Raw genomic sequence first — 17,079 nt, 5'->3', positions numbered from 1 at the left:
GACAGCTTACTGTTCATTATCGCTGGGCATTAACTCACAGTTAATCAACCACTTATCATCGTCTTTTCCGCAACTTATACACAACCTCATCTAGCTTTTATATAGTTGAATTTAAAGAAAAATATACAGTTGTTAACAAAATGTATCCCCACTATTAGCCACAAGGCAGCAGAAGACCAATGGCTGGACGCCGGTGCACTTCCCGGCAAGCACCATTGCGTGCTCCCTGACAGGCACCTGCGTGGACAGGCGGTATTTTTTACAAGGAAAAAATTGCACGTAACCCGGGAAGCCTCTACAATTTCCGGTCTTGAATTGAATCTCCCGGCTAGTTCCTCACTGGACCGGGTCTTTTGGAATTTATTTTCCGTCCTAACCACGTGGGAATAACGAGTTATGAAACGCACTTTTCAACCTAGCGTTCTCAAGCGCAAGCGCGCGCATGGCTTCCGTGCTCGTATGGCAACCAAAAATGGCCGCGCCATTATTTCGCGTCGCCGCGCCAAAGGCCGTAAGCGTCTGAGCGCCTGATCTCGGATTGCGTGTGCCACATCAAGGGTTTCCCCGGTGTTTTCGGTTACTTAACGCCGGGGATTACCGCTACGTTTTTGAGCAAGCAGATCTCAAGGTACATGGTAAAGGGATTATGGCGTTAGCACGCCGGAATACCCTCGGGCATCCCCGCCTTGGCCTCGTGGTCAGCAAAAAAAATGTGAAGCTCGCCGTTGATCGAAATCGCTTCAAAAGACTCGTTCGAGAGTCAGTCAGGCTACGTCAAGACCAGCTTCCCGCAGTGGATATTGTGGTACTTGCTCGGCGTGGCGTTCAGGACATGGACAATGACGTTTTATATCGTCAGCTCCATGGCATGTGGAAACGGCTTCGGCGCGACAGCCAGGCAGACAAGGCGCTACCTGCAAGCTCAAAGCACATTACTTGATGGGCACCTCATCGCTCGACCTCGGCCTGCCGCCTGGCAGGCTTTCGTGTGTCATGGGTCGAGTAATTGATACTGCGTCATTAGCATGTTCACCACCCAGCGGGCAGAACCCTCATGGACGTAAAACGACTTATATTACTGATTCCACTTGCCATTCTGGCCTATCTACTGGTTGTACAGTGGAATCAGGATTACGGACAGACGTCTTATCAACCGTCGTCCGAGGTATCGCAAGATCAAACACGCGATAACAACGCATCGTCGGGAAGTGGCGGTACGTCTGGCAATGACGACGCGGAAAACTTGTCGGTTCCCGGAGATAGCACTGCCGCTTCGCAGGACGCGCTAAACAGCGACGAAAGTGATAGCGACAGCCGTGACTTCATCGCGGTGACCACCGACGTGCTGGATGTTCGTATTGATCCACACGGTGGCGATATCGTGTATGCCGCCTTGCCGCAGCATAAACAGGCGCTCGAGTCGGATCGCAGCTATATTCTGCTTTCCGACAATCAAACGCGCAGTTACGTCGCACGCTCGGGCTTGCAACTTAACGGGGAAGCAAATCGCATTGCCTTTACCCCTGAGAAAAGCGAATACCTGCTGGGTGATGACGAAGAACAGCTTGAGGTCAACCTCACCGCCGAGATAAACGGCATTGAGGTCATCAAGCGGCTGACCTTCGAACGCGGCAATTATGCTGTTGACGTCAATTACTACTTGGCCAATAACACCGATGAGCCCGTTAGCGCTCGTTTTATCGGCCAGCTCGCTCGGGATAACAGCCCTGACCCGTCAAGCGGCGTCAGTATGGGCATGAATTCCTACCTGGGTGCGGCGTTTTCGACGCCTGAAGAGACCTACGGAAAGATTGATTTTGACGATATACAAGGCGGCAACTTCAATAATCGAGAGGCACAAGGCGGTTGGATTGCCATCATCCAGCACTACTTTGTCTCGGCCTGGGCGCCTTCCCAGGATCAGCAGAACCTTTACTACGTCTCGACAGACTCGCGCGACCGCAATGTCGTCGCCTTTGCTGGCCCCACCAGTGAGCTGGCGCCGGAAGAAGAAGCTTCCTTGGGCGCCACTCTCTATATGGGTCCCAAGGTCCAGGATCATCTTGAGGAAGTAGCGCCTAACCTTCGCCTGACGGTCGACTATGGCTGGCTGTGGTTCCTGGCAAACCCGCTCTTCTGGCTGCTTGACAAGATTCACGACATTGTCGGCAACTGGGGTTGGTCAATCGTCCTGTTGACGGTGTTGGTGAAAACCATTCTGTTCCCACTTTCTGCCAAGGCTTACAAGTCGATGGCACGGATGCGCAAGCTTGGCCCCGAGATGCAGCGTCTCAAGGAGATGTACGGCGATGACCGCCAGAAAATGTCTCAAGAGATGATGAAGTTCTACCAGAAGGAGAAGATCAATCCTCTGGGTGGCTGCTTGCCGATTCTGGTACAGATGCCCGTCTTTATCGCCTTGTACTGGATGTTGCTGGAATCCGTTGAACTGAGACACGCTCCCTTCATCTTCTGGGTGCAGGATCTGTCGGTGAAAGACCCGTACTTCATACTGCCGATTCTGATGGGCCTTTCGATGTTCGTGCAGCAACAGCTTAACCCCACGCCGCCTGATCCCATGCAGGCGAAGATCATGAAGATGCTACCCATCATCTTTACGTTCTTCTTCCTGTGGTTCCCGGCGGGCCTGGTGATCTACTGGGTGGTCAACAACATTATCTCAGTGGCGCAGCAGTACTTTATTACGCGCAAAATCGAGCAGGACCCAAGTATCGGCAAAGGCATGAAAACCAAAAAATAAAGCCGATACCTTGAACACCCAGACCCCCGCCCTTGCGGGGGTCTGGTGTTTCAGGGGGCAAAAACTCACACTACGCTCACTTGCCACCTGCACCTAAAAGAGAAACGCCATGGCAGACCGACTCTATACCCAAGACACCATCGCCGCCCTGGCCACGCCTCCCGGTCGTGGTGGCGTCGGTATTATTCGTGTTTCTGGCCCAGCCTGCCGCGACATTGCCGTCGCCATGCTAGGCCACTGCCCAGCCCCTCGCTATGCATACTATGGCGCTTTCATGGGCGCAGAAGGCAGTATCGATGAGGGGATCGCGCTACTGTTTCCGGATCCACACTCGTTCACCGGTGAAGATGTGCTCGAACTGCAAGGCCATGGCGGGCCGGTGATCATGGATATGCTCCTCGAACGCTGCGTCCAGCTCGGGGCTCGGCTGGCAAGGCCGGGGGAGTTTTCGGAGCGCGCTTTCCTGAATGACAAGCTTGACCTCGCACAGGCCGAGGCCATTGCCGACCTGATAGATGCCACCTCCCGCTCGGCCGCCGAAAACGCGGTGCGTTCGCTGCAGGGCGAGTTTTCCAATCGGGTAGCCGCGCTGGTAGAGCGGCTTATCGAACTGCGCGTCTACGTCGAGGCGGCGATTGATTTTCCCGAGGAAGAAATCGACTTTCTGGCTGATGGCCACGTGGCGAGCCTGCTGGACGAGGTAAACCGTGAGCTTATCGACGTTCGGTCTGCTGCTGGCCAGGGCGCCTTGATGCGTGAGGGCATGAGCGTTGTCATTGCCGGGCGTCCCAACGCGGGTAAGTCGAGCTTGCTCAACGCCCTGACCGAGCAGGACACCGCCATCGTCACGGATATTGCCGGTACCACGCGGGATGTGCTGCGCGAACATATCCACATCGACGGGATGCCGCTGCATGTGATTGATACCGCAGGGCTGCGCGATACGCCGGATGCCGTTGAGCAGATCGGCGTCGCACGGGCCTGGGCAGAGATCGAAGGCGCCGACCGCGTGCTGCTCCTGGTCGATGCGTCAACGACCGATGAAACCGACCCCATGGCAATCTGGCCTGAATTTGTCGCCCGGCTGCCGGACCAGCAGCGCCTGACGCTGGTACGTAATAAAATCGACACCAGCGCCGAACAGGCCGGCATAGACTTATCCACAACCCCACCCACGGTGCGTCTTTCTGCAAAGACAGGGATGGGTGTGGATAACTTGAAAGCGCACCTGAAAGATATCATGGGCTTTTCAGCGACCACCGAGGGGCGTTTTTCGGCCCGCCGCCGCCACCTGGATGCGCTTGACCGGGCAATGAACGCCCTTGAAACCGGCCGCCGACAGCTCGAAGGCAATGGCGCCGGTGAATTGCTGGCGGAAGATCTACGCGATGCGCAGCAGGCGCTAGGTGAAATCACCGGTGAATTCAGCGCCGATGATCTGCTGGGTGAAATTTTCGGTAGCTTCTGTATCGGCAAATAAGCTCTCCCAGACAGCGCTACTCCCCTACCAACCAAGACGCGCAATAGCGGCTCTGTGTGCCCAGCAGCGGTGTCAGCTGGGCCATCGCGCCGGCCAGGCGTTCGTCCAACCCCCAGGGCGGGTTGATCACCAACATTCCACTTCCGTACATACCGCGCTCCTGGGTGTCCGCGTCTCGCAAGCACAATTCGCTACGCCAGATTTTACGGATGCCGCTGCGCTCAAGCGCTTCCAAAAGCACCTTGTGGTTGTTGGCAGGCAGCAATGGATACCAGATCAACACCACCGCGTGACGCGCTTTCGCAAGCGCCACATTAAGGGTATCCGCCACCAACTGATACTCGTCTTTACGCTCGTAGCTTGGGTCAATCAGCACACAGACACGAGGCGTTGCAACAGGCAGACGCTGGCATAATCCCTGCAAGCCATCGCCATGAATGCGTTCTACGCTTTCTGCTAGCGCCTGATCATCGAAATGCTGGTGCTCGCCAGGGTGCAACTCAAACCCGTACAACCGCTCCCTGGCACGAAGCGCCTGGCTGATCCACCAGGGAGAGCCGGGGTAATGGGCCAATTCGTTGGGATGGCGCTGCGCACGGGACAGGGCATCCAGCCAGCTGCACAGCAGCGGGTCGGACACCGATTGAGCTGCTTCCCAGAGAGGCCAGACACCATCCCGATACTCCTTCAAGCGCTGGGTTTCTTCGCTCGACAACGGGTAAAATCCGCGACCCGCGTGGGTATCGATATATGTCACCGGTGAAGGTTTGCGCAGCAGATACTCGATGGTTGCAAATAACGTCAAATGCTTATGTACATCGGCAAAATTGCCAGCATGATATGCGTGTTGATATGACAACATGATAATTCGACAACTCATAAAAAAGCCCGCCATATCAGCATAGCGGGCATTGGGAAGGCTTCACAGCAACATTGCTTAGCCGCCTTGGCGTTGACCTTCTCCGGTGGGCGTTAAGGTAATTTCGACACGGCGATTCTGGCTGCGTCCGCTTTCAGTCTCATTACTGGCCACCGGCTGGGATTCACCATAGCCTCGAGTACTTAGACGCATTGAGGACACGCCATTCTGGTTCAAGTAGCTACCTACTGCCTGAGCCCGGCGCTCAGACAGTCGCTGGTTATAGGCTTCGTCACCGGTGCTATCAGTATGGCCCGCAATGTTGATCCGGGTGTCAGCATATTCACTGACCACATTGGCCACTTCGTTTAACGAGCTGCGGGCCTGGCTGGTCAATTCAGCGGAATCAAAACCGAAAGTCACGCTGCTGGGCATATTCAGCACGATATCGTCGCCGCGGCGATCAATTTCAATGCGCGAACCTTCCAGGTTTTGGCGCAGTTGCTGCTCCTGGCGGTCCATATAAGCCCCTATGCCAGCACCCGCTGCGGCACCTACCGCCGCCCCAATCAGCGCCCGATCTCGGCGGCTGGTGCTACCATCCCCGGACAGCGCACCGGCAGCCGCGCCTACAACGGCACCAATACCTGTGCCGGTTGCCGTCGATGAGCGCTGAGTTTGACCGCCGCCGTAAGGGTCCGAGGTTGCACAACCGGCAACCAGCACAGCGGCCGCTAACGGGGTCAGTAGTCGAGAAATACGCATCGCTCACTCCTTAACATTGTCATCTACTTATGAAGTTACTCGTCGCTTATCAAAGCCAACAACTCGTTCAAGAATAATAGACCTTGAGGCGATGCTTGCAGTCTTTTGGGCATTTCCATCAAAAGTCCTTTTTTCTCGGCATTGTGTAAACGCGCCAACAACACCTCAACCGGCAACCCCGTATGCGCTGACCACATGGAAACAGGAACCCCTTGGGTCAGACGCAGCGCATTCATCGAGAACTCCAGCGGCAGTTCGTTTGCAGCAATAGGCTGCTTGCCTGCAATAAAACCGCGCGGATCATTTACGCGTCTTAAATAGGCATCTGGCTGACGCGTTTTCCAACGCCGCTCAATATGCCATTGCCCCTGTGTATCAACATGACTCAACTTCCCGTGAGCGCCCGCCCCGATGCCCAGGTAATCGCCAAATTGCCAATAATTGAGATTATGCAGGCTCTGTCGATCAAGGCGCGCGTAAGCGGAAATTTCATAACGTTCCAGTCCCGCCTGCTGTAAACGTGAATGGCCCTGATCCTGAATGTCCCAAAGGGTTTCTTCATGAGGCAAGGTCGGTGGATGGACATAAAACGCCGTGTTGGGCTCTAGTGTCAATTGGTACCAGGACAAGTGTTCAGGTGATAACGCCAGCGCTTGCTCAATATCCGCCATCGCCAGTTGAGACGTCTGCTGCGGCAGGCCGTGCATAAGGTCAATATTGAGGTTATCAAAACCCGCCTGACGTGCCTGCCTGACGGCACTGACGGCCTCTTCACCACCGTGAATTCGACCCAATGCCGCCAGCTGTTCTGAATGAAAGCTTTGCACCCCGAGCGAAAGCCGGTTGATACCGGCATCTCGGTAACCGGTAAAGCGGCTTTGCTCAGTCGTACCCGGGTTGGCCTCAAGGGTGATTTCAATCGTCTCTGAAAATGGTAAGCGAGCACTCACTTCGCTTAAAAGGCGTCCATAGAAACCTGGCGAAAGCAGGCTTGGGGTTCCTCCGCCGATAAATATGCTCTGTATGGTTCGCCCCGCCGCCAGCTCAAGATCGCCATCAATATCCTGTAACAACGCCTTCAGGTAAGCGGCTTCTGGTAATTCGTTACGCTTGGGCTCATGGGAATTAAAGTCACAATATGGGCATTTTCGCACGCACCACGGCGTATGGATATACAGCGATAACGGTGGCAACGGCTCAGCCATGGGCCACCTTCAACACGTCGACTAACCCGCTCAGAGCACGACCACGGTGGCTCAAGCGATTTTTCGTTTCGCTGGGTAATTCCGCCACGCTTGAACTCTGATCGGGCAGCCAGAATAGTGGGTCATAGCCAAAGCCGCCCTCACCGCGCGGGTGTGCCAACACTTCGCCTTCCCAGCTACGCTGCACAATAACGGGCACCGGGTCTTCAGGGTGTCGCAGGTAAACCAGAACACACCAATAACGTGCCGTTCGCTGCCCTTCCGGGCAATCCTGCAAGGCTTCAAGCAACTTGGCATTATTACGCTGGTCGCTTTTGGGTTCGCCTGCATAACGAGCGGAATAGATGCCCGGAGCGCCCTGTAACGCATCAACCTCTAGACCTGAGTCATCGGCAAGGGCCGGTAATCCACTTTGGCGGCTCGCTTCACGAGCTTTAATAAGCGCGTTTTCCACAAAGGTCACGCCCGTCTCCGCCACGTCGTGGACACCGTAATCAGCCTGGGTACGCACATCGAACCCAAGTGGCGCTAATAATTCATTGAATTCTTTCAATTTACCAACGTTTCCGCTGGCAAGCACAAGCGTTTGAGTACTGGTCATCCGGCGAGCTCCTAGGGTGAACTACCAGTCTACGCATGCCCCTTGTTCGAAAAAAGCAATCCAAATGTAACGCGATGTATTTCCATCAAAAATTTTTCAAAGATTATGAAAATAATAAACCAATATATTCATATACTTATTCTTAAATCACCAATTAATTTCATCTTATTTGATGATTTTCTAGTAACATACGTTTACATTTAAAAACTATTAGACAACAATAAAATGGCTACCTGCTAATGCGTGATTTCTATGAGGGTCCTCCAATGCCGCAGGAAAAGGCTACAGATACGGTATTTGTCGTTACCGAAAAAAGCCCACAATCACAACTATTTGCTGAATATCTAGGGACTCATACCGAGTGCCAAGTGCATATCCAGTCACCTAATGAACGGATCACGGCCCCGTCATCGGGTAACACCCTGATGTTGATCGATAGCGATCACATAAGCGTTGATACCCTGCCAGACTGGCAGCATCAGCTCCCTGAGACGCTCAATAACGCGCCATTAGCTGCCTTTAACATCCGCGATATGGATCATGCACTTGAAGCGTTGTCCTGCGCGCAGTTGAAAGGGGTTTTCTATCGCCATGAAAGCCTGGATGTCATCTGCAAGGGCATTCATGCGCTGCTCGAGGGCGAGCTATGGATGTCCCGGGAGCTCATGACGCGGTTGATCCTGTTTTATCGCAAATATCAAAACAACGCTTTCAGGCCCGCCTGCGGTCTCACAAACCGTGAAATGGAAATTATCTCGCTGTTGAGTGCCGGGGCTTCCAACCATCAGATTGCTGAAAAACTGTTTCTTAGCGAACACACCGTTAAGTCTCATCTCTACAACATTTTTCGCAAAATCAACGTGCACAACCGTATCCAGGCACTGAATTGGATCCATCAGAATTTGGGCCCCATCCTGCCCAACATTGAAACCGCACGTAGTTTGCAGCGTCGCCACTAGTGCATGGCAAAGGGGATTGACGATGAAAGCAGTGCGCTATAAGACCGCCATCATCTGTTATTTCTTGCTATGGGCAAGTGCGACGACTCACGCCGAAGAAATGACAGAGACCGTATCACCCACTGCCAATGGGCAAGCGGCACTTGCCGAAGAACAAGCCGCAGTCGACGCTATCAACCAGCTTGCTGGCCCAGATGGCGCTAAAGCAGAACAACCCAGCAACGGCAGCGAATTAACCGGCATCATGGTGGACCGCACCATCACGATGGCGGGTAAAACCTTCTACCGCGCCTTCAGCCAGCGCGCCATGGGTAACCCGATTATTGGCAACGCCACTATCACCATCCAGGAACGCCCTGACGCCCGTTGGGGAAGCCAGGTGTGGATCATGGAAGGCAATCAGATGCATTTCCGCACCCAACTCTCTCCCAGAATCAGTGAGGCTGATCGCACAGCGGGGGAAGCCGTACAAATCGTGGAAGAAGCTCTACTGCGTCAAAAGCTGAGTTCAGCGCTATCTTCCGATAAAGACTTAGGAAGTGAGGAGTTACGATAATGAAAACTAACCTAGTACACACCGCGTTATTCGGTTCAGCTCTGCTTACCGGGCTAATCACTCTTCAAGCCCACGCTGGAGAAATGATTTACGAGCCGCTGAACCCTTCCTTTGGCGGGGATCCTTTTATGGGCAGCTATATGCTCAACAAAGCCCAGTCCCAGGATACCAACACCGACCCAAACACGCGTGATATTGATCGTCTTTCTTCTACCGAAAGGCTGATTCAAAGCCTTGAAAGTCGTTTGATTTCGCAGCTGTTATCGGATGTAGGTGATCCCAGCAACGATATCAACCAGGGTAGCTTCGACAGCGATGAGTTCGGCGTAGTGGTAGAAGATAACGGAGGTCAGTTAGTGATACGCGTTATCGATAAACTCACTGGGGACGAAACCAATATCAGCGTCGGGGGCATTTTTAATCCATGAGATAGCCCAACTATCGAAACAAAACTTTACGAACTAAAAAACCAAACATCATAAATGATGGATAAGTCAGGGGATCATCATGAAGATTATAGCTACATTCTTAATTGCGGGTTTGCTTAGCGGCTGCGCGGGAATGGTCGCCAATTCCGAAAACCTGGAAGGAACGGAGGCGACATTAACGCCGCGGGGAGCCACCTACCAGGATCTTGTCTCACTACCGCCACCAGCAGGCAAAATTTTTGTCTCGGTATATGATTTCCGCGATCAAACCGGGCAGTATCGACCTGCGCCCGCCAGCACCTTCTCCACGGCAGTGACCCAAGGTGCCGCTGCGATGTTAACCGGCGCCCTGGCAGATTCTGGCTGGTTCATCCCACTTGAGCGGGTGGGCCTGCAAAATCTGTTAACAGAGCGACGTATTATTCGTGCTGAGTTCGAGCGCTTTAATCAACCCGATACTCTCCCTTCATTACGTGCTGCTTCGGTCATGCTGGAAGGTGGTATTATTGCTTACGAATCTAATATACGAACCGGCGGTGCGGGGGCAGAATATTTTGGGATTGGGGCGTCGGGGGAATACCAGGTTGACCAAGTAACGGTTAACTTGCGAGCGGTGGAAATTTCTACGGGTGAAGTACTTGCCAACGTAACGACAACAAAGACCATCTACTCGAAAGAACTGCGCGCTGGCGTTTATCGTTTTATTGATTTTAGACGCCTCTTGGAAGCAGAAGCAGGCATCACTACCAACGAGCCAGTCCAGATGGCGGTAATGTCCTCTATCGAATCAGCGGTTATCCACTTAATTGCTCGGGGCGTAGAAAACAACCTTTGGAACCTCAGCAACGACGTTAACTTTGCAGACACGGTTCTTGCTGATTACTTGAATGCCCCCATACCCCAGTTGTAATTGGTCAAATAATGGGAAAACATAGATTATCAAATTATTAAGGCCATGCATTCTGCATGGCTTTTTTATTTTAATACTAGAGCCCAAAAAAAGTATTAGAAATATAGTACCAAACAATACGAATATAATTAAAAAAATCGTCTTACAAACCCTAAAACTTACGATAGCGAAGCCCGCCAAATAGTCCAAACTCAACACATAGAATACATTTGGATACAAAATGTTTCAGAGGGCTTCATCATGAAACGGCAGCGCGTCAATAAAGCATCAATGGGGATTTCCCCAGCCAAACACTCAATGTTGTTGGCAACACTATTGGCCGCCAGCATATTTACTGCCGCACCAGTTAAGGCTGACGACAGCCGCATCGAGCAGTTCTTTAACCAGGTTGATACCAATAACTATCGGGGCAACTACAGCATTATTGATCAGGTAGGCAATAACAACAAAGCCAATGTAAACCAATCTTACTCAGCGATTTATCAGCGCGGTAATTTTTCCAAGATAATTCAGTCCGGTAACTTCAATACCGCCAATATCACCCAAAAGGGTGGCAACAATTTTGGTGTGATATCGCAAGATGGCAATGCCCATGAGGCCAGTATTAACCAAGTTGGTGATGCAAGGAAAATCCTTGAAGCAAATGTATCCCAGCTCGGCAGTAAGAGTGATATACAGATTTCACAATCGGGGAGTGGCTACCGCAGCATTAACGTAGAGCAAAGAGCTTTCTCGGGTAATGCACGTCCAGTCACCGTCGAAACCTACTGAGCAACACTGGTTGCCTCAGTAATAACTAAAGCAAGTAAATCGTAAAGGGGAAACACCATGAAAACTCAAATGACTGCTATCGCCGCCGCTATCGCGCTTGCCATGAGTGCATCTGCCCTGGCGCAAACATCACCAGGATCTGAATTCAATGGTTCACGCAATACCATTGATGATATGGCAGGTCCTTCCTATGACGGCAGCGGCCTGGGCAATGACTCATTAATCGACCAGACCGGCGATTTCAACTCAACCAACGTTGTTCAGTGGGGCACGCAAGATTCCCGCATCAAGCAAATCGGTGATTTTAATACCGCCAACGTAGAGCAGGACGATGTGGTGGGTGGTTCAGGAGTGGGTGAAAACTATTCATTAATCGAGCAACGCGATAAAGGAAACCGCGCAGACGTCTCACAAGTTGGTGACAAAAACGACTCCATTATTGACCAACGTGGTGGATTTTTTGGTTGGAGCGCGGCCTATAACTACGCTAATGTCGTCCAAGATGGCGAGCTGAATGATTCATGGGTTGAGCAGGATGGCTACCGCAACAGCTCTAGTGTGGTACAGGACGGCGAGCTAAACGACAGCTACGTTAAGGCTGTAGGTGATTTCAACAAGACCTACACCACACAGACTGGTGACGAACTGGATAGCGATATTATCCTGTCAGGCAACGGTAACTACACTGCTGTTGAGCAAACCGGCTATGGCCACGATTCGTTCGTTCGCTCCGTCGGTAACTACAATTACAATAGCGTCAATCAGAGCGGTGCAATGGGAGATCCTTCTCAGCAAAACTTCTCTCAAATCCGCACTACTGGCTCTTTCAACTATAACTATGTTCAACAAGGCAACTAAGCGTTCATAACGCTGCCTTGATCAAAACCGCCTCTTATCAGAGGCGGTTTTTTATTATCTGATCGACACCGTTAGCGTACCGCCCTTGCCCTGAGTAGACGAACGCGAGCGGTTGCTACCTTTCTGAATATCCACTTCCAGGCGATCACCATCGCTTAACAACTTGACCGTGCCTTCCAGTGCGGTGCCCTCAAAGTTGAATTCCGCCGGTACCGTGCCGTTTTCCTCGATATGTTCGGTAGTTTCACCCTCGTGGGTAATGCGCCAATGGGCGGAGAACGCCGCGCCTTCCGACCCTTCCATGGTAATACGAATCGGATTCATCGATGGTTCCTCAAGCGATTGAGCGCTTAGCGGTAGGTGAAGGGTTAACCCCATTGCCAATAGCGTGGCGCCTGGCCACGTCCAGAGTCGTTTCATAATGGCCTCTACAACGCAAAGAGCCGCTTTTATCAGCGGCTCTTTGAGTATAGCGGAGTTTTCGTTACTTGCTGTTACATTAAGGCAAAGGCTTTCTCGGCAGCATCCAGGGTTTTTTGAATATCTTCTGGCGTATGGGCGCTGGACATGAAGCCCGCTTCGAACGCCGAGGGCGCCAGATACACGCCTTGGTCGATCATCGCGCCGAAGAAGCGGCGAAACGCTTCGGGGTCACAGGCGGTCGCCTGGGCAAAGTTATCCACACGGCGTTGGCCGGTAAAAAAGATCCCGAACATGCCGCCTGCCGATTGGGTCATCATTGGCACATTGGCGGCGTTGGCGCGTTCCTGCAGACCGGTGCACAAGGTTTCAACACGTTGAGTCAGGGCATCATGGAAGCCGGGTACCTGAAGCTTGGTCAAAAGCGCGATACCAGCCGCCATGGCCAGCGGATTGCCGGAGAGCGTACCCGCCTGGTAAATCGGCCCCATCGGCGAAATGTTCTGCATGATCTCGCGTTTGCCGCCGAAGGCGCCGACCGGCATACCGCCACCCACGATCTTGCCAAGGCAGGTGAGGTCGGGGGTCACACCGTAATGAGCCTGAGCACCGCCAAGGGCAACCCGAAAGCCGGTCATCACTTCATCAAAAATCAGGATACTGTCGTGCTCGTTACACACGCGGCGCAGCGTCTCGAGAAAGCCTGGCTGCGGCGGAATGCAGTTCATGTTGCCGGAGACCGGCTCGACGATGATACAGGCAATCTGATCGCCCATTTCTTCAAAGCATGCCTCAACACCTTCGGGGTCGTTATACGACAAGGTAATGGTATGTTCGGCAAGCGACGCCGGTACGCCGGGTGAGCTCGGCTCGCCATGCGTCAATGCCCCGGACCCGGCTTTAACCAGCAGCGAATCGGAATGCCCATGGTAGTTGCCTTCAAATTTGACGATCTTGTCTCGCCCGGTGGCGCCGCGTGCCAGACGGATGGCCGACATTGTGGCTTCGGTGCCAGAGCTGGTCATACGCACCATTTCCATCGACGGAATCATTTCGCAGATCAGATCCGCCATGGTGGTTTCAACCGCCGTGGGGGTACCAAACGATAACCCGTTATCCAACCTGGCACGGACCGCCGCAAGCACATCCTGGTCTGCATGCCCGGTAATCATCGGCCCCCATGAACCCACGTAGTCGACGTAGCGATTGCCTTCAACATCGAACAGATAAGCGCCTTGCGCGCGCTCCATGAATACCGGCGGGCGATGCAGCCCCTTGAAGGCCCGCACCGGGGAGTTAACGCCACCAGGAATATGGCGGCTGGCAAGTTCAAACAATTCAGCGGAAGTCGTCATGGCGTCCTCTTCATTAATTGCGTGGCGTCATCAAATTAAAAACGTGAAGCGCGCGGGGTACGATTGGGTAAAAACTGTCCGCTTGGCGTCTCATAGCCATGTGACAAGCTTTGCCAGGTATAGTGCTGAGCTTGCTCACACGCAGTAAGTAAGCGCTCACCTACAGCCAGGCGCGCAGCAATCGCCGATGCCAGCGTGCACCCTGAACCATGAAATTGTTCAGGTAGACGCGGCCATGGCCACTGCCGGGTATTATCCGGTGAATGAAGCGTCAGTAGCACCTGATCGTCATTGCCGGGTAGCGGATCATCGGTTGCTGACACCAGCACCGCCTGACAACCCAGCGAAAGCAAGGCTACCGCCCTGGCCGTATCGTCATCCGTTGACTGACACTCAGGCGTGAGTGCTGCCAACTCGGCCCGGTTGGGCGTCAGGATATCGACCAGAGGAAGCAGCCGCTCGATATACTGTTGACGCAATTCGGGGGTCGAGAGTTCAGCACCGCCACCGGCTTTGAGCACCGGGTCGGCCACCACCGGCACACCGGGGAAACGCCGGATAATCGATATCGCCGCCTCAAGGGTTGACTCGCTGCTAATCAAGCCAAGCTTGATGGCCGCCACCGGCAGAGTCGCGATCTCATCGACCATCTGGTTGATGAGATAAGCATCCGTGGGCACCACCCGCACTACGTTATGGCAGTTTTGAATGGTCAGCGCGGTGGGCACGGTCACCGCCCAGCCGCCGCAGGCAGCAATGGATTCGCTGTCGGCGATCAACCCGGCTCCGCCGGTCGGGTCATGCCCGGCCAGTACTAATACAACAGGAGGTAATGGTTGTCGCATCAGAACGGTTTCACCACCGCCAGCAAGATAATGCCGATCAGGCCAATCACCGGTAACTCGTTAAACCAGCGGAAAAATACATGACTTTTCGTGCAACGTGCCTGGCTGAACTGCTTGAAGTAAATCAGGCAGACGTGATGGTAGGCAATTAACAGCGCAATCAGCAGCAGTTTTACATGCATCCATCCCTGGCTGAGCCAGGCGGGTGCCAGATACAAAAGCCAGCCACCGAAAATCAGCACGGCAATCATCGACGGCATCATGATGCCCCGATAAAGCTTACGTTCCATGGTCGTAAAATACGTCATCGCTTGCTGATCATCAGCATCGCGTGCCTGGGCATGGTAGACAAACAGCCTGGGTAGATAAAACATGGCCGCAAACCAGGTTACCATCGCGATTAGATGAATCGCTTTGATCCATAAATACATTGTCACTCCTTAGGCCAAGGCTCTTTGTGAGATGAATCATTATCGCGAGGATCGCTGTAATGGTAATAACGCTCGATAGCGCCCCGGGTGATGATACCTGAAATACGCTGTTGTTTCGGCCGATTACCGTGAACCACATAAAGCGCGTCCAGAGCGTCATTCTGCAACGTCAAAAAGGCTTCGGAAAGGGTCGCCTGTAGCGCGATGGGTGCCATTTCAAGCCGCTCCCCAGGTACTTCCAATAAATCGATCAATCCTTCAGTTGAGGCGTTATCGCTTGACGACTCATCGTGTTCAATCATCCAACGCGCCAGGGCAGCGGCTTTTAGCCCAAGAACCGGCTTATCAGAACTGGATCGTTCGATCACCAGCCATATCGGGTTATTTTCCAGTAAGCGGCGCGCCTGATCGGGCGTTATCATCCGCGATGTGCGAACCAGATGACGCTCCATCACCGCTGGTACAGACACCCTGGATAGCGCTTGCATCAGCGGTTGCTGTAGCGGGTGCAGCCCATAGCGCACGCTGCTGATAAAAAACCCTTCGCAACCGGTTAATTGACGCGACGTCAAGCAGGCAACTACCACTGCCAACATTCCCGGCAACATGATACCTGGCGTATGGGTTAACTCCAGCAGAGCCATAAGCGCTGCCAGCGGTGCTTGCAAGACGGCTCCCATCATCGCGGCCATTCCCAACATGGCATAAATGCCCGGGTCAGCGGCTTTGGCTTCCCATACCCAGCCCCCAAAGTGGCCACTCAGGGCGCCTGTGGCGGCTCCTATCACCAATACCGGGCCGATGATCCCGATAGGTACCCCGCCGGCAACCGTCAGGGCCGTCACGGCAAGCTTTACCGCAATCAACGCCAGAAGCACCTGAACCGCCAACTGGTTATTGAGCGCGGCGGCCACACTGTCGTAGCCAATCCCTTGCACCTCAGGAAACCAGAAGGCGGCCACACCGGTTATAAGCGCAACAACACCCAGGCGGCCCCACAAGGGCCACTGCTGAAAACGCTGCAAACGCGATAAATGAATGAACCCGCCCGCCAACAAACCAATCACCAGGCCCGTCATCACCACCCAGGGCAGGTTCATTAATGAACCAAGGGCAACGTCGGGGATATGGAACGCCGGTTGATTGCCGTAAACCACTTGCGCCACCAGCGCCCCCATCATGGACGCCAATATAACGGGCATAAAGCTCATCATCGTGTACTCCATCATCACCACTTCCATGGCGAAGATGACACCGGCAATCGGGGTGTTAAACGAGGCTGAAATTCCCGCGGCGGTGCCGCAGGCAACCAGTACCCGTAAACTGTTGTTGGGTAGACGCATCCGCTGACCAAGGCCGCTCGATGCCGCCGCCCCAAGATGAATGGCAGGCCCTTCGCGACCCGCCGAGAGGCCTCCCAGTACGGCCACGACACCCACCCACCATTGGTTGAGCCAGTTACGCAGCGGGAAACGGCCTTGGTGGTAGGTCAAGCGTTCGATGACATGGGCCACGCCAAGCTTGCGGGCCGTGGCTTTCTGGCGGTAAAGCAAGGCGCCGATCAGGCCAACAGCGATAAACGGAAGCGCCACCCGCCCCCAGGGTGCCAGTGACTCAAACGCTTCAGGATTGCCCTCGGGCATATAAAGCAACGCCCCCGCAGAGAGTAGCAAGCGAAACACGACCATCAAGGCACCGGTAATCAGCCCCGACACCAAGCCCAATACGCATAGCTGCGGCAGCGCATCGACATTGGCCAACTGGCGCCGAAAACTGTCCAGGGTGAAATCAGATCGAGAAAAAAGCGCCACAGGCAACCTTCCTTGCTCTTGTGTCTATACACTCTTGTGTATCATAGCTGGATACGCATAAACA

General features: G+C 53.6%; 19 protein-coding genes. 10 read left to right on the top strand and 9 right to left on the bottom strand.

What is annotated here, in order from left to right:
* Positions 1-396: 396 nt before the first annotated feature.
* The 4 genes from rpmH to mnmE all read left to right on the top strand — a co-directional run bounded on the left by rpmH (position 397) and on the right by mnmE (position 4,241).
* Complete coding sequence (gene rpmH, locus IT895_RS19300; RefSeq protein WP_066315595.1) at positions 397-531, top strand: 50S ribosomal protein L34; 135 nt, start codon at positions 397-399, stop codon at positions 529-531.
* Between the two features lie 13 nt (positions 532-544).
* A complete protein-coding gene (rnpA, locus tag IT895_RS19295; RefSeq protein ID WP_085919167.1) occupies positions 545-940 on the top strand; it encodes a ribonuclease P protein component in 396 nt (131 codons plus the stop codon).
* A 114-nt stretch (positions 941-1,054) separates the two neighbouring features.
* Entirely contained in the window at positions 1,055-2,761 is a 1,707-nt protein-coding gene (gene yidC / locus IT895_RS19290; RefSeq protein WP_085919168.1) for a membrane protein insertase YidC, read from the top strand.
* 109 nt (positions 2,762-2,870) lie between these two features.
* Positions 2,871-4,241 (top strand): tRNA uridine-5-carboxymethylaminomethyl(34) synthesis GTPase MnmE, encoded by a 1,371-nt coding sequence (gene mnmE / locus IT895_RS19285; RefSeq protein WP_199284379.1) that lies wholly within the window; start codon positions 2,871-2,873, stop codon positions 4,239-4,241.
* A 16-nt stretch (positions 4,242-4,257) separates the two neighbouring features.
* Here mnmE and IT895_RS19280 read toward each other — a convergent pair whose 3' ends face one another.
* From IT895_RS19280 to rdgB, 4 genes are all read right to left on the bottom strand, one after another.
* Positions 4,258-5,103, bottom strand: coding sequence for a 23S rRNA (adenine(2030)-N(6))-methyltransferase RlmJ (locus IT895_RS19280; protein WP_085919170.1), 846 nt, complete (start codon positions 5,101-5,103; stop codon positions 4,258-4,260).
* A gap of 75 nt (positions 5,104-5,178) precedes the next feature.
* Positions 5,179-5,865 carry an OmpA family protein gene (locus tag IT895_RS19275; RefSeq protein WP_085919171.1) on the bottom strand — a complete coding sequence of 229 codons (687 nt, stop codon included), beginning with the start codon at positions 5,863-5,865 and terminating at the stop codon, positions 5,179-5,181.
* 35 nt (positions 5,866-5,900) lie between these two features.
* Positions 5,901-7,070 carry a radical SAM family heme chaperone HemW gene (hemW, locus tag IT895_RS19270; protein ID WP_085919172.1) on the bottom strand — a complete coding sequence of 390 codons (1,170 nt, stop codon included), beginning with the start codon at positions 7,068-7,070 and terminating at the stop codon, positions 5,901-5,903.
* Positions 7,063-7,671, bottom strand: coding sequence for an RdgB/HAM1 family non-canonical purine NTP pyrophosphatase (gene rdgB, locus IT895_RS19265; RefSeq protein ID WP_199284378.1), 609 nt, complete (start codon positions 7,669-7,671; stop codon positions 7,063-7,065). Before rdgB ends, hemW begins: the two co-directional genes overlap by 8 nt.
* A 266-nt stretch (positions 7,672-7,937) precedes the next feature.
* Between rdgB and IT895_RS19260 the strand changes: the two genes are divergently transcribed.
* From IT895_RS19260 to IT895_RS19235, 6 genes are all read left to right on the top strand, one after another.
* Complete coding sequence (locus tag IT895_RS19260) at positions 7,938-8,630, top strand: LuxR C-terminal-related transcriptional regulator (protein WP_085919174.1); 693 nt, start codon at positions 7,938-7,940, stop codon at positions 8,628-8,630.
* 22 nt (positions 8,631-8,652) lie between these two features.
* Positions 8,653-9,186 carry a CsgE family curli-type amyloid fiber assembly protein gene (locus tag IT895_RS19255; RefSeq protein WP_199284377.1) on the top strand — a complete coding sequence of 178 codons (534 nt, stop codon included), beginning with the start codon at positions 8,653-8,655 and terminating at the stop codon, positions 9,184-9,186.
* The gene (locus tag IT895_RS19250) at positions 9,186-9,614 is read left to right on the top strand and encodes a curli assembly protein CsgF (protein ID WP_199284376.1); all 429 of its coding nucleotides are present in this window, start codon (positions 9,186-9,188) and stop codon (positions 9,612-9,614) included. Before IT895_RS19255 ends, IT895_RS19250 begins: the two co-directional genes overlap by 1 nt.
* Positions 9,615-9,693: 79 nt before the next feature.
* Positions 9,694-10,524 (top strand): CsgG/HfaB family protein, encoded by an 831-nt coding sequence (locus IT895_RS19245; protein WP_199284375.1) that lies wholly within the window; start codon positions 9,694-9,696, stop codon positions 10,522-10,524.
* Positions 10,525-10,764: 240 nt separating this feature from the next.
* Complete coding sequence (locus IT895_RS19240; protein ID WP_199284374.1) at positions 10,765-11,295, top strand: hypothetical protein; 531 nt, start codon at positions 10,765-10,767, stop codon at positions 11,293-11,295.
* A 57-nt stretch (positions 11,296-11,352) separates the two neighbouring features.
* Positions 11,353-12,153, top strand: a complete 801-nt coding sequence (locus IT895_RS19235) for a hypothetical protein (RefSeq protein WP_199284373.1) — start codon at positions 11,353-11,355, stop codon at positions 12,151-12,153.
* Between the two features lie 54 nt (positions 12,154-12,207).
* Here IT895_RS19235 and IT895_RS19230 read toward each other — a convergent pair whose 3' ends face one another.
* The 5 genes from IT895_RS19230 to IT895_RS19210 all read right to left on the bottom strand — a co-directional run bounded on the left by IT895_RS19230 (position 12,208) and on the right by IT895_RS19210 (position 17,015).
* The gene (locus IT895_RS19230) at positions 12,208-12,573 is read right to left on the bottom strand and encodes a hypothetical protein (RefSeq protein WP_233337315.1); all 366 of its coding nucleotides are present in this window, start codon (positions 12,571-12,573) and stop codon (positions 12,208-12,210) included.
* A 74-nt stretch (positions 12,574-12,647) separates the two neighbouring features.
* Positions 12,648-13,928, bottom strand: a complete 1,281-nt coding sequence (hemL, locus tag IT895_RS19225) for a glutamate-1-semialdehyde 2,1-aminomutase (protein WP_085919179.1) — start codon at positions 13,926-13,928, stop codon at positions 12,648-12,650.
* 35 nt (positions 13,929-13,963) lie between these two features.
* The gene (gene thiD, locus IT895_RS19220; protein ID WP_085919180.1) at positions 13,964-14,773 is read right to left on the bottom strand and encodes a bifunctional hydroxymethylpyrimidine kinase/phosphomethylpyrimidine kinase; all 810 of its coding nucleotides are present in this window, start codon (positions 14,771-14,773) and stop codon (positions 13,964-13,966) included.
* Entirely contained in the window at positions 14,773-15,204 is a 432-nt protein-coding gene (gene hemJ / locus IT895_RS19215; RefSeq protein ID WP_085919181.1) for a protoporphyrinogen oxidase HemJ, read from the bottom strand. The genes thiD and hemJ overlap by 1 nt, the downstream gene beginning before the upstream one ends.
* 2 nt (positions 15,205-15,206) lie before the next feature.
* Positions 15,207-17,015, bottom strand: coding sequence for a chloride channel protein (locus IT895_RS19210; protein WP_199284372.1), 1,809 nt, complete (start codon positions 17,013-17,015; stop codon positions 15,207-15,209).
* Between the last annotated feature and the right edge of the window lie 64 nt (positions 17,016-17,079).

Origin of the sequence: Halomonas sp. A40-4 (assembly GCF_015767635.1) — a bacterium.
GTDB classification, from domain to species: Bacteria; Pseudomonadota; Gammaproteobacteria; order Pseudomonadales; family Halomonadaceae; genus Vreelandella; species Vreelandella janggokensis.
This window is presented reverse-complemented; position numbering and strand designations above follow the sequence as displayed.

Excerpts from the sequence above, each read along its gene's own strand:
- IT895_RS19250 (WP_199284376.1), top strand. The coding sequence starts at position 9,186 with ATGAAAACTAACCTAGTACACACCGCGTTATTCGGTTCAGCTCTGCTT.
- rdgB (WP_199284378.1), bottom strand. The coding sequence starts at position 7,671 with ATGACCAGTACTCAAACGCTTGTGCTTGCCAGCGGAAACGTTGGTAAA.
- IT895_RS19255 (WP_199284377.1), top strand. The coding sequence starts at position 8,653 with ATGAAAGCAGTGCGCTATAAGACCGCCATCATCTGTTATTTCTTGCTA.
- hemL (WP_085919179.1), bottom strand. The coding sequence starts at position 13,928 with ATGACGACTTCCGCTGAATTGTTTGAACTTGCCAGCCGCCATATTCCT.
- IT895_RS19280 (WP_085919170.1), bottom strand. The coding sequence starts at position 5,103 with ATGTTGTCATATCAACACGCATATCATGCTGGCAATTTTGCCGATGTA.
- IT895_RS19245 (WP_199284375.1), top strand. The coding sequence starts at position 9,694 with ATGAAGATTATAGCTACATTCTTAATTGCGGGTTTGCTTAGCGGCTGC.
- IT895_RS19275 (WP_085919171.1), bottom strand. The coding sequence starts at position 5,865 with ATGCGTATTTCTCGACTACTGACCCCGTTAGCGGCCGCTGTGCTGGTT.
- IT895_RS19260 (WP_085919174.1), top strand. The coding sequence starts at position 7,938 with ATGCCGCAGGAAAAGGCTACAGATACGGTATTTGTCGTTACCGAAAAA.
- hemW (WP_085919172.1), bottom strand. The coding sequence starts at position 7,070 with ATGGCTGAGCCGTTGCCACCGTTATCGCTGTATATCCATACGCCGTGG.
- thiD (WP_085919180.1), bottom strand. The coding sequence starts at position 14,773 with ATGCGACAACCATTACCTCCTGTTGTATTAGTACTGGCCGGGCATGAC.
- hemJ (WP_085919181.1), bottom strand. The coding sequence starts at position 15,204 with ATGTATTTATGGATCAAAGCGATTCATCTAATCGCGATGGTAACCTGG.
- IT895_RS19230 (WP_233337315.1), bottom strand. The coding sequence starts at position 12,573 with ATGAAACGACTCTGGACGTGGCCAGGCGCCACGCTATTGGCAATGGGG.
- mnmE (WP_199284379.1), top strand. The coding sequence starts at position 2,871 with ATGGCAGACCGACTCTATACCCAAGACACCATCGCCGCCCTGGCCACG.
- rpmH (WP_066315595.1), top strand. The coding sequence starts at position 397 with ATGAAACGCACTTTTCAACCTAGCGTTCTCAAGCGCAAGCGCGCGCAT.
- IT895_RS19235 (WP_199284373.1), top strand. The coding sequence starts at position 11,353 with ATGAAAACTCAAATGACTGCTATCGCCGCCGCTATCGCGCTTGCCATG.
- IT895_RS19240 (WP_199284374.1), top strand. The coding sequence starts at position 10,765 with ATGAAACGGCAGCGCGTCAATAAAGCATCAATGGGGATTTCCCCAGCC.
- yidC (WP_085919168.1), top strand. The coding sequence starts at position 1,055 with ATGGACGTAAAACGACTTATATTACTGATTCCACTTGCCATTCTGGCC.